10 protein-coding genes are annotated in these 12,100 nt (G+C 50.6%); 3 read left to right on the top strand and 7 right to left on the bottom strand.

Translation table 11 applies throughout. The annotated features are described in order from the left end of the window. On the bottom strand, window positions 1-439 hold a 439-nt coding region (locus LH51_RS10130), incomplete at its 3' end, for an EamA family transporter (RefSeq protein WP_036522019.1). An 88-nt stretch (window positions 440-527) separates the two neighbouring features. Here LH51_RS10130 and LH51_RS10125 point away from each other — a divergent pair. Together LH51_RS10125 and LH51_RS10120 are read left to right on the top strand one after the other, a co-directional pair. Continuing rightward, window positions 528-1,577 carry a patatin-like phospholipase family protein gene (locus tag LH51_RS10125; RefSeq protein ID WP_036522016.1) on the top strand — a complete coding sequence of 350 codons (1,050 nt, stop codon included), beginning with the start codon at window positions 528-530 and terminating at the stop codon, window positions 1,575-1,577. Between the two features lie 2 nt (window positions 1,578-1,579). Further along, window positions 1,580-3,031, top strand: coding sequence for a GntP family permease (locus LH51_RS10120; protein WP_036522015.1), 1,452 nt, complete (start codon window positions 1,580-1,582; stop codon window positions 3,029-3,031). A gap of 188 nt (window positions 3,032-3,219) precedes the next feature. On the opposite strand, the gene LH51_RS10115 is transcribed toward LH51_RS10120, so the two are convergent. From LH51_RS10115 to LH51_RS10110, 3 genes are all read right to left on the bottom strand, one after another. Further along, complete coding sequence (locus tag LH51_RS10115; RefSeq protein ID WP_052063643.1) at window positions 3,220-4,569, bottom strand: GTPase; 1,350 nt, start codon at window positions 4,567-4,569, stop codon at window positions 3,220-3,222. Further along, entirely contained in the window at window positions 4,550-4,711 is a 162-nt protein-coding gene (locus LH51_RS20835; protein WP_160173717.1) for a hypothetical protein, read from the bottom strand. Before LH51_RS20835 ends, LH51_RS10115 begins: the two co-directional genes overlap by 20 nt. A 68-nt stretch (window positions 4,712-4,779) precedes the next feature. Then, the gene (locus LH51_RS10110) at window positions 4,780-5,601 is read right to left on the bottom strand and encodes a GTPase (protein WP_052063642.1); all 822 of its coding nucleotides are present in this window, start codon (window positions 5,599-5,601) and stop codon (window positions 4,780-4,782) included. A 288-nt stretch (window positions 5,602-5,889) separates the two neighbouring features. Here LH51_RS10110 and LH51_RS10105 point away from each other — a divergent pair, with 288 nt between their 5' ends. Continuing rightward, on the top strand, window positions 5,890-7,932 hold the full coding sequence (locus tag LH51_RS10105; protein ID WP_144244240.1) for a methyl-accepting chemotaxis protein: 2,043 nt from the start codon (window positions 5,890-5,892) through the stop codon (window positions 7,930-7,932). Here the strand turns inward: LH51_RS10105 and LH51_RS23565 are convergent. The 3 genes from LH51_RS23565 to LH51_RS10095 are packed head-to-tail and all read right to left on the bottom strand — an operon-like array spanning window position 7,925 to window position 12,016. Next, window positions 7,925-9,142, bottom strand: a complete 1,218-nt coding sequence (locus tag LH51_RS23565) for an efflux RND transporter permease subunit (protein ID WP_200881959.1) — start codon at window positions 9,140-9,142, stop codon at window positions 7,925-7,927. The two genes, LH51_RS10105 and LH51_RS23565, sit on opposite strands and share 8 nt — an antisense overlap. 19 nt (window positions 9,143-9,161) lie before the next feature. Next, entirely contained in the window at window positions 9,162-10,991 is a 1,830-nt protein-coding gene (locus tag LH51_RS23560; RefSeq protein WP_200881958.1) for an efflux RND transporter permease subunit, read from the bottom strand. Continuing rightward, window positions 10,988-12,016, bottom strand: coding sequence for an efflux RND transporter periplasmic adaptor subunit (locus tag LH51_RS10095; RefSeq protein WP_036522012.1), 1,029 nt, complete (start codon window positions 12,014-12,016; stop codon window positions 10,988-10,990). The genes LH51_RS23560 and LH51_RS10095 overlap by 4 nt, the downstream gene beginning before the upstream one ends. Window positions 12,017-12,100 lie beyond the last annotated feature (84 nt).

Genomic DNA, 12,100 nt, shown 5'->3' with positions numbered 1-12,100 from the left:
GCTGACAAGCAAATCCGCCTTCAAGGCGAAGACAGGCAAGGCCGACTAAGGCAATCGCCATAGCCACCCAGGTACTCAGGGCCGTACGTGTAGCAAAAAACAATCGCCCGACAATGGGTACAAACACCACGCTCAGGCTGGTGATAAAGGCGCCAATGCCCATGTTATCTGAATGGTAGAGTCCCATAATCCAGAAACACATCGCCACTCCCATAACAACGCCGGTCATCAGTGCGCGTAGCCAGGACTCACCCGCTAGTTGTTTCAGAGCACTGTAACCAAAGGCACCCAGTATCAAACCGGCACACAGAAAGCGCCCACCAATAAACTGTAGAGGGGCTATTCCGGTCAGGGCCTCGCGTGAAAAGACCCAGCTGGTGGCAGCCAGCAGTGTAACCAACACCAGCAGGAAATCTGATTTTAATGCACTATGTTGCATGAGGCACAGCCTTGTAATCGAGTTAATACTACTCTAGTTTGGTGTATTGTAATGCTGCAGCGCAGTAATTTAATAGGGAGCTTAACAAATGACTGTTAAAACCATTGAGTTGGCACTTCAGGGAGGAGGTTCACATGGTGCTCTGACCTGGGGTGTATTGGATCGCTTGCTTGAAGAAAGTAATCTGAAGATTGAAGGGGTGAGTGGTACCAGCGCCGGGGCAATGAATGCGGTAGTACTGGCAAATGGATTGGAGTCCGGGTCTCGACAAGGAGCGCGTGATGCGTTGCAAACCTTCTGGAAATCAGTGAGTGACGCCGGAAAATCCAGCCCGATTCAACGTAATCTTTGGGCAAAAATTACCGGCGACTGGGGTATGGAAAGCTCACCCAATTACCTGCTGTTCGACCATCTAAGCCGTGTTTTCTCACCCTACGAGTTCAATCCGCTCAACCTCAACCCACTACGCGATCTGATTGTTGACCTGGTTGATTTTGAAGCCGTGAACCGATGCAAAGCGGTGAAGGTGTTTGTCACTGCAACCCAGGTTCGCAATGGCCGGCCCAAAATTTTCACTCAACCCAACCTCTCTGCTGATGCACTCATGGCATCAGCGGCTTTGCCCTTTATGTTTCAGGCTGTTGAGGTGGATGGTGAGTTTTATTGGGATGGTGGCTACAGCGGTAACCCGGCCCTTTTTCCTCTGGTGGATGAGTGCGATGCCAGAGACATGGTGCTGGTTCAAATCAATCCGTTTGAGCGTCCGGATGTGCCGAAAACGGCACGTGAAATTATTGATCGCATCAATGAAATTACATTCAACTCATGCTTGATCAAGGAGTTACGTAGCGTAACGCTATTGCGTGATCTTATTGAAGCGGAAGGTCTGGAAAAAGAACGTTATCGCGAGATGCGTTTGCACCGCATCCATGGGGATGAAGATCTTCAGAGTTTAAAAGCCTCGAGTAAATTGAATGCGGAGTGGGAATATCTGTGTTACTTACGCGATATGGGGCGCAACCGCGCAGATGTCTGGCTGAAGGAGCACTGGAAAGATTTGGGTGAGCGTGCCACCTTTGATCCACAGTGGCTGCTTAAAGAAAGTGTTCGCGATCCCGATTGTAAAAAAGGAGGTTAGTCATGCTGGGGTTGACGGGTGTTTTGATTTCGCTGCTGTTATTGATATGGCTGGCTTATCGCGGAGTCAGTGTCTTGCTGCTGGGCCCTGTGATGGCATTGATTGCCACCCTGTTTGCCGTCGGAACACCGCTGCTGGCAACCTATACACAGCTGTTTATGTCCTCTGCCGGTAATTTTATCGTGCAGTATTTCCCACTGTTCCTGCTTGGCGCTATTTTTGGCAAGCTGATGGATGATGCCGGTGCGGCCGAATCCATAGCACAGGGCATAGTCGGACAATTGGGTGAGCAACGCGCTATGCTGGCGGTCGTGCTGGCCTGTGCGGTGCTTACCTACGGTGGGGTGTCGTTATTTGTGGTAGCTTTTGCTGTTTACCCTATAGCGGCCGCACTGTTTCGAAAGGCGGATATTCCCAAACGCTTGATACCGGCAACCATTGCTTTGGGTGCCTTTACCTTCACGATGACCGCTTTACCGGGTACTCCGGCCATCCAGAATGCTATTCCCATGCCATATTTCGGCACTACACCCTTTGCGGCGCCTATATTAGGTATTATCACTGCCGCAGTGATGTTTGGTTTGGGTCAGTTCTGGCTGGAACGCCAGGCAGGCAAAGCCAGGCGGGCAGGTGAGGGCTATGGAGCACACCAGGACAATACGGTTGCATTTGATAAAGAGCAGCGTGAGCGCAGTGCCGGTGAAGGTTTTGATGTTCTGCTCATTGAGCCGGAAGCTAAGGCTGACCGGCTCCCGCCGTTTATGCTGGCCATACTGCCGGTTGTAGTCGTTATTGTGCTTAACTATTTGTTTAGCACAATCATCATTCCATCAATGGATACCGCTTATCTCGCCGAACCTCAATATGGCGCTACCTCACTGTCTTCGGTACAGGGTGTCTGGTCCATTATCTGCTCACTGACACTGGCCTGTTTGCTGTTAATCACCCTGTGCTGGAAGCGTTTGGCTGACAAGAAGCGCACCTTGGATGATGGTGCCAACGCCTCTGTTTTGCCTATTTTCAATACCGCCAGTCTGGTGGGTTTTGGTGCGGTGATTGCGGCGCTACCAGCGTTTGAACTGATTAAGGGTTTTGTCGATAGCCTGGGAGGAGGGAATCCTCTGGTCTCTTTGGCCCTGTCGGTGAATGTGTTGGCGGGTGTGACAGGTTCAGCTTCTGGTGGGATGAGTATTGCCCTGGAAACCCTGGGCGCTGAATACTTGCAGATGGCATCAGCGGTAGGCATGACACCGGATCTGCTGCATCGTGTGACAACTGTGGCAACCGGTGGACTGGATAGCCTTCCACATAATGGTGCGGTCGTTACACTCCTGGCTATTTGTGGGTTGTCGCACCGGGACGCCTACAAGGATATTTTTATGGTGGCAGTATTATTCCCCATTATTTCATTGGTATTACTGGTTATTCTTGGATCTGTGTTCGGTTCCTTCTGAACCCTTGACGGCCCTGAATAGCGATTTACCCAGGTGGTATACACGGCGAAACTGTTCAGTTGATGAGAAGTTCATCCCCATTTCCAAGCGCCGACGGTTAAGCTGTGTTTGCAGTGCCTGGTCATAGTGTTGATCAAGCAGTTGCTGCAGCTTTGCCAGATTGAAGTGGGGTTTATCCTCAGCCAGGCTCAGGGGGAGTAGCTGGTCAGGGTGTAGCAGTGATTGATTGAACGCCAGGGCATCACGAATTTTCGCAGCCTTGGCCGTGCTGCAATCATCCAGATCATAGGGAGGCATCCATTCTGACAAAGGTGGTAGCCGGTCAACCTGGCTGAGCAACGCAATGACGGGGGGGCGTTTACGCGACAGGTTATCCGGTTGTAGATAAAAATCGTCCCATCGGGCTTTGAAGTTAACATCCAGTGCCCGGGCGGTTGATTGGCTTTTAATACCCAAAGAATCAGGTCAGCCTGACTGGCTTGCTCCAGGAGAAGCTTCTCCGTTTTTGGTGTGCCATCCAGTCCCGGTAAGTCAACCAGGTGAAGCAGTGGTACACCCTCGGCTTTGAGTTGATGCACCTGCACACTGTTGGTGGCAGGCAGATGGTCAACTTCAGCATTAGACTGTTGTGATAAAGCATTAATTATAGTGGATTTTCCTGATTTAAGTTGACCAATCAGGCAGACCCTTAACGGGTCGGGCTGGCTGGCCATGCGTTGCGTATCAGTCGTCTGGGCTACGCTTGAATTCAAGGGTCCCTTCACCCGGTATCGACCTGAATAGAGATCAATAGCCACGCTGACAACTTCCTGCAAAAAGGCTTTTTTAAGTTTGTAACCCACCTCGGCTTTCACATCATCCAGCAGATAACCGGCCAGTTGAGAGCGGGCTTCTGAAATCAGCCCGGTGGGTGTAAATAACCGATACGCACGGTATACCGCCCAGATTTTTTGTACTTTGTCCGCTTTGTCCCGGTGGCTGTAAAGACGCTGGATAGTTGAGAGCTTAAGCTGCTCGGCAAAGGGCAGGTGTTCCATCACAATCAAGTGGTACCGCCGACTGATCTCTTCCGTCATGCTCAACAGTTCCGGCAGGGTGAAGGCGAGTTCGCCACCTGCTTTGCCAGCTCGGTAGGCACTGGCTGTAGCGCTGATCAGTGCCAGACCATGTTCACGTAACACCTCCCACTGATCATTTTCATCCAGCAGGCTGTCCATTTGCGCATTTAGCTGTTGCCAAATCTGAAGATCAAAATCACTCCACTCAGTATTCGCGACCACCAGTGCTTCATCGGCTGCCAGACTATCGGCACTCTGCTGAGATACAGACTTGCGACCAACCCGGACTACCAGTGCAAACACCAAACTCAGCAGTGACAGGAGTACGACAAAATGCAACAGATAACCAAACTGGTAGATAGCGATCAGACCAAAACCAGCTAACAACAGTAGCGGGAAGGCAATCAGTATCAACAGCAGTGGAATCATGTTGGTAAACAGTTTGTGGCTGATGCGAACACTATTTAGTAGTCGTTTCACGTCCGGCAACCTCCCGGATAGACTCAAAAGCCTGGCGGTAGAGTTGTTGTATCTCTGCGTCAGGCAGTGATTCTCCCTGGCTCTGGTAGTATAAGTATTTACAAGCGATTCGACCTATAGCATAGGTGGTGGCGAAGCTCATCGCGGCAGCTCCCAGGCTACCCACTGTCTGCCCATATACCGGAATCAGTTTAACCAGCTGGCGAAGACCTAAATGTGAGGCGTACTGTATGCCAAATCCTGTGCCAGTGTGGCTATAAAGGTGGAAATAGCCCGCCGGTCCCAGTGAATCCCATAGCCTTTAGCCAGCGTACTTAACAGGGCAGCCTGCAAGGCTGGCACAGACACCAGGCCGACAATAGGGAGTGTATCCGTGGCCGCTGCCGCCGAGGCAAAATGGCGTAGCTTACGTTTATGTTGCTGAAATACCTGCTGTTCTGCAGCAACGAGTTGGGCTCGCTGGCTGCAGCGGGCTATCACGGGTAAGTGCTCTAACAGGCAGTGCAACAGCGCTTCACCCCCTGTTGGATTGTGTGGATCAGCCAGTTCCATGGCCACTGTTGGCAAAGAGCCACCCCAGGCTTTTTCGAGCTGTTGCTGATTAAATGCTTGCGCTGTTTGACGATCACGCTGATCAGCAATCTGATCCAAGGCTGTATGTATCAGTATGACTGATTTGATCTTGTTGGATTTTTTTATTTTTCTAAGCGCTTGTTCAAGATCATGCTGTTCAGGGTCATCCACACGCATACAGACCAGCAAGGCATGGCTCTGCGACATGCAGGCCTGGATATCTTCTGTTGGATCGTAATTGGCTTCCCCGAGACCCCGTGTATCTAAAAATCGTACCAACGCCGCCTCAGCGGGGAAGTCATATGCATCAGAAGTTTGCGTGCAGGGACGGAAGCCTGTACCCAGAGTTACCGCCGGGTAGCCAGTTAGAAAGCGAACCAGGGATGACTTCCCGGCACCCGTTTTTCCCAGCAACCAGAGGGTAGGTAAAGGCTTGTTAGACATGTACTCAGCGTTCATTTAGCTAACCTGATGTTAAGGGGGTCATCTGCTTCATTGTCACATAGATGAAAGCAAGTTGTGATGTCATGGCGTTTATTCATTTAAAAAAAGTTCTCAAGGGTAAGCCTTTTGCGATCAATCTGTTATATTTGCATAAACTTTGGTCTAAGAGTATCTGGAAATGATGGGAATTTTGACAGTTCGTTTCATCATAAATGCCATGTTTGGCTTGATGTTAGCTATTTTGCTGTTAATTGGTGCTTTGCCATTTTTAGCGCCAATCAACTGAGTGATGATTTAACTTTTTTGCAATCCGAAACAGCCAGTGTGGCTGACAGCCTGGTGCAGTCTGTGGATGCACTGACGCAGATGGAAGGGCAAGTGCAGCAGCTTTCGAAGGCGCAGGACTCACTGTCTACTCTTCAGGCATTACAGCTACGTCTGGATGAAACAGAAGCCGCCAGTGGTGAAATTGATGCCGGTCTGACACAGCTCAGAGAGGTATCGGCGCGGCAAAATGAGAGTATGAACGACATCAGTGAAGTGACCCGTCATATAGCCACTAACCTGGAACTGGTTTCCGGCCCGCTTCACTCCATGATCACATCCGCTCAGCAGATCAACCAGCATTCATTGCAGGCACTCATCGACTTTTATAAGTTGAGTCAGGGTGAGTCCGATGCGCTGGCCTCAATGGAGGCGAATCTACAACTGGTTTATCGTGGTACTTCGGCAATGACCAGCGCCATGTTTAACGTTGATCAAAGTGATAATACCCGCTCATTACTGGTAGATTTGCGTCGTGACCTGCGTCCTTTGCGTGGACAAACACGCCAGTATGCGCAAATGGATATGTCGCTGGAACGAAGAGTTCTTGGGCGAGAAATCGTAACAGCTGTCGAAAAGATGATTGAGCTTTCTATTCAGATCCAGGCCGGCAGCCTGGAATTGGCCAACCGTACAGCGGCAGAAGCCAATACGCTTGCGCAGCAGACCCAGGCCGCAACAGCCGATCAGATTGCCGCCAGCAAGACTTCAGCAGAGGTATTGGATAATGCACTCAGACTCATTAACCAGTCCAATGAGGGCACTCGCTCTGTTATCAGTGATCTGACATCCTCGGTCGAGCAGCTCACCCTGTCTTTACAAAGTATCCCTGAGGTTGAGCGCCAGATAGAAACGTCACTGAATGCTGTACAGCGTGCCGTTGCCTCGGATCAGGTTGAACGCATGGATGAAGCGGGTAACAGGGCGCTTCAGGCGCAGAAAAATGCACAAACCATACCGATTGTCTTATTAGTATTTATTCTCATAGCCTTCGCTATTAGTGCTGTCGTAGCCTTTTACCTGCAACGCCTGATAGTGAAACCTCTGGCTAACTTTGTCAGTGGTGTGCGACGTGTCACCGACAATGATTTACGTACACGGGTTACTGATGAAGGCGCTATCGGTGAGCTGAAAGCGGTTATCGGCTCGGTGAATGAAATGATTGAAGGGCTGCGCCAGAATGTATTGGATATGACGCAATCAGGTAAGAATATCAGTGAAAGTGCCAGGTTGATGGCCAATACATCAACCAAAACTCGTGATGCGCTGGAACAACAAAAACAGGGAGAGCAGGCGATTGTTGATTCAACTGATGCATTGGCTGATATGGTGCGGCAGGTCGCGAACAGTGGTTCCGAAGCAGGTGAACGAGCACGTGAAGCCGATGAAGTGATCAAGCAGAGCCAGCAGGATATAGAAAATGCCAAGCGTGAGATGGCCAGTCTGGCAAATACAGTAAGCCGCTCCAATGAGGTGATTCAGTCCCTGAAACTGCAAAGTGATAATATTGGCCAGGTTATCAGTGTGATTCAAAATGTATCTGGCCAGACCAATCTGTTAGCGCTAAATGCAGCGATAGAAGCTGCACGAGCCGGTGAGCATGGTCGAGGATTTGCCGTAGTGGCCGATGAAGTCAGACAATTAGCCCAGCGGACCAGTGAAGCGACAATAGAAATACGTGATCTGATCGAACAGATACAGGCAGGATCAGACCAGGGTGTCGAGTCCATGACTGAAGGTCTGGCGCAGGTGGCTCGTAATACCCAGGCCACAGAATCTGTTGCTTTGTCGCTGGAATCAGTTATTGATCAGGTTGCTACTATAAGCCGCCTGAATTTGGAAATTGGTGAGCATACCCGTCAGCAACTGCAGCAGCTGGACAGTATTGAGGCCGGCGTGGAAAGTGTGCGCCGTCAATCTGAACAGGCCAGTGAAGCGGTACTGGATAATGTCAGTGCCAGTGAAAATCTGAATCGCACGGCCAGTACACTGGGTGATCTGGTCAAGCGATTTTCTATCTAACCACCCGACGGGTGGTTAGTTTATAAATCAACGGAATCGTAAACAGCGTTAACAGGGTAGAGACACAGATACCCCAAACGATAGCAGTTGCGACAGGCCCGAAGATTAATGACTTGCCCCCCAGTCCCAATGCCAGCCCCATCAGGCCTGCCATTGTAGTGGCAGCTGTAATAATAATGGGCACCAGTCGGCGTCGTGCGGCATAGACAATAGCATGCTGTACACTCATGCCATTGTGAAGTCGGCTGTTAGCCGCGGCCATCAGCACTATGGCTGAATTGACTGCAATCCCTGACAGCGCCACTAATCCATAGAGGGTATACAGGCTAAGCGGGTTATTGCTCAGCCATAGACCATAGGCCACGCCAGTAAACGCCATAGGAATGGTCAGGAGGATAGTGAGTGGCTGGAAATAGCTGCGGAACTGCGCACCCAGGATCAGGTACATTAAACCCACACCGAGCACAAATAGCATGGTTAATGCGCTCAATGATTCCTGAATATCATCCAGTTCACCAGAGAAGTCCAGGCTGATGCCTGGGTGCTCCGAGGCAAGCTCCTGCCAAGCATCCTGGATACGCTGATTGGCCTCGAGGGTATCGATCTGGGCACGGTCGAGGTTGGCTTCCAGCGTAATTGAACGACTGAAATTATAGTGGCGTAAACTTTCAAACCCGGTTTTGACCTGCGTGTTAACCAGTTCACTCAGCGGGATGAGTTGGCCATTGGGCGTGGCAATCAGCGTATCCAGCCATTGGTAAACGTCCTCGGTAGTGTTACTCATGCTTCGCACCCGCAGATCTAACTGCTCACCCCGATCCGTCATTTGTGCAACAATTTCACCATCGGTCATCAGTCGCAAGGTTCGGGTGACACTTGCCGGGTCCAGCCCGGCTCGACGGATCGCGGGTAAATTCAGTTGTGTGATCAGTTGCTGCATGCCAGGTGATGCATCACTACTGATATCAGTCACTCCAGCGATACGTTGAAGGATAGCCGTCAGGTCATCCACAGCACGCTGAATCAGGGTGTAATCATCGCCACGCACTTTAATGCTTATCGGCATGGAGCTGGGTGGACCACCTGATAGTTTCAACAGGTTGATGCGTGCGGGTGCCGGGGCGTGGACAGGTAACTGCTCACGTAACTCCTGAATAATGTCATCTGCGCTGCGTCCATTGTTATAGCGTGGCGTCAGACTGATAAACACCTGCCATAAGCATCTCCCATTAAGGCTCAGTTTCAGTAAAAATCTGCCCGGCATAGGTCACCATAGAGCGCAACTCCTCTGGTTGAATCCATTGTCTCGACAAGGCTTCAACCTGACGCGTGGCCTCCAGAGTATTTTCCAGGGTTGAACCGGCTGGCATTTCGACATTGACATAAAAGACTTGCAGGGTATCTGCCGCAAAAAAATTTGTAGCAATACGATCGCTCGCAAACAGGTAGATCGCGGATGAAAAAGCGCCTAATAACAATAACAGGGTTACCCAAGGGTGACGAAAACTGCGCACCAGCAGCCGTCCATAAAGGTTGCGCAAGCGCATCATGATACGTTCGCGCCTGCTGATGGTATGGCTTAGGTAAGCTGGATCAGCCTGCAGTAAGCGGGTTTGTGAAGGTAACATCCAAAAGGCTTGAATCAGACTAAACAGTAAGGCAAAGGTCACGACCAGCGGCACTATGCGCATGAAGTCACCCAAAATACCCGGCATCAGCATCAGCGGTAAAAAGGCCGCCATGGTTGTCATCACTGCCGCTAATAGCGGCCAACCAACCTCCTGCATCGCACCCATCGCAGCTTCAATGGAGTCGAGCCCTTGTTGCAGGCGCTGATGCATGGCTTCGACCATAACCACGGCCACATCAACCAGCATCCCCAGTGCAATGATAACTCCCAGGAGTACCGTCAGATTAAGAGTTTCATTCTGTGCCTGCAGCAAAATAAAGACACCAGTTAGCGCAAAGGGAATCGCCAAAGCAACCAGCAAGCCAATGCGCCAACCCAGGAATAACCAACTCACCGCAAATACAAACAACAGCCCCTGTAATGCATTGGTTTGCATAATATCTATAGCGCGGCGGGTAGTTTCTGTCTGGTCATCGGCCAGGATCGCCGTTACACCCTGAGACTCATTGAGTTGATTCCAGGACTGCAAATACTCATCTAACGAGTCAATCAGTACCAGCGTATTGGCATTGGCTTCTTTCATCACCGCCATCATCACCGACGGTTGCTGTTCAAACAGCACTTGCTGGGATGCATCCTGGCGCGCTCGGTGAATTTCTGCCACTTCTTCCAACAGGAGCTCGCCGCTTTGTAAGGGTAGCTCGAGCCTGGCGAGCTGTTCCGGATCAGGTGACTGGCCGATATGACGGATCAACCATTGCTGGTTAGAAACAGTCAGCTTTCCGGCGGCCAGATCCTGCCATTGACTGGCAACCATGTCAGCCACTTGCGCCGGACTGATACCGAGTGAAGCCAGTCGGTTAAAATCCAGTTTGATCTGAATTTCCGGGTCATTTAATCCGAGGGTATCGATCCGGTCGATACCTCGTAACTGCTCCAGCTCGCGTTGCAGTTGATAGGCCATGCGCCGAAGCGTCTCGTCATCATCCATGCCCTGAACTACGATAGTCGCTGCTGGAAACGCATTAGCACTGGTTATTTCAAGAATGATGGGTTCGACAATCTCATTGGGTAGTTCACTACGTTTGCTCTGGATCTCTCGGCGTAAATCGTTCACTCGCTTATCAAAGGTACGCTCATCCAGATCACGAAAGCGCACCAGAATATTGGATAAGCCCACGCGGGAGGTGCTGGATACAAAGCTGACATCATTGAGTTTTCTAAGGGCATCTTCCATCGGCTGGGTTACACGCATCTCAATATCTTCAGCACTGGCGCCAGGCAACGCCGTGACAATCACTATCCAATTGAAGTTGATTGTCGGATCCTGCTGTCGGGGCAGCATTTGATAGGATAGGGTACCAATCAGCAGAACCAGTATAAACACCAGGTTAGCAAGAACAGTATTGCGCAGTAGAGCCCGAATCATTCCGTAGCTCCTGCCTGTAACCACTGCTGCCCTTGTGTCACAATTTTCGCGGCTTCAAGCTCCTCGGTCAGAGGGTATGGGCGCCCCTCCTGTGCGTTAGCTAAGGGTACGAAAACTGGTTTATCTTCCTTGATCAGAAAAACACCCAATTGACCTGAGCGGCTGACAATATACTCAGCGGGTAAATAAGGCTGAGGCTCAGTCAAAATTAATTCACCGCTCGTACCTATGGTAATGTCATCTGGTGCACTGAACCAGAATTTTTGACTACGACTTGGGGTATCTATCACGACAGACTTTCTAAGCAGTTCGATCGACTGGATAGATTCTCTGGTTTTGAATTCCGCTTGCAAGTCGTCAGACAGAGTAAACCGGTCAACTGGCAGACTGACTTCTATTTCAGCATCTGAGAGTTGCTGCAGAGATAAGAGCAGGGTGCCGGGTGAAGAGCGTTCACCTTCACCCGCGAGCTGTGCCGTGACGGCCGCGTCAAAAGGGGCGTAAATAACACAACGGCTGATTTGGCGCTGAGCCAGTTGAATTTCGGTGTTGACGGCCGATAAGCGCGCTTGTTGACGGGTGACTTCAGATAGCGCATCTTCTACAGACAGGGTATCAGTGAGCTGGCGTTCACGTAATGAGCCTAAGCGACTGGCTAAACGCTCTGATTGCTGCACGCTGGATCGGGTTTCTGCCAGCCGTGACTGCAAAAGTGCCAGCTGATCTTCGGCATCACGACAATCCAGTGAAACCAGTGCTTGCCCTTGTTCCACCCTGTCTCCCGGTCGAACGTGAAACTGCTTGATATTGGCTGCAATTTCACTGGACAGGCGTGTTGTGTTCTGACTGATAACCGTGGCTGCAAAGTGGTGCTGTCGGCTTTGCTGTATATCTGCGACTGCGGCCGTGGTGTAAAGGGGCAGTGCCTCTTCAGCAAGCGCTGCTTGCAGGGTAAAAACCAAGCTGCTTAGTAGTCCAATAGTACAACCAATAGTACGACCAATAGTATAAAAAGTGCGATGCATAAAACCTCTTAGCCACTATAGTATGAGGAGGGTTTTGTATGTACGCACTCTAATCGGTTATGGCTCCGTGTTAAAGCGCCAATT

The organism is Nitrincola sp. A-D6 (assembly GCF_000764495.1).
In the GTDB taxonomy this organism is placed as follows: Bacteria; Pseudomonadota; Gammaproteobacteria; order Pseudomonadales; family Balneatricaceae; genus Nitrincola.
The sequence above is the reverse complement of the archived record's forward strand: the minus strand, read 5'-3'. Positions and strand labels throughout refer to the sequence as shown.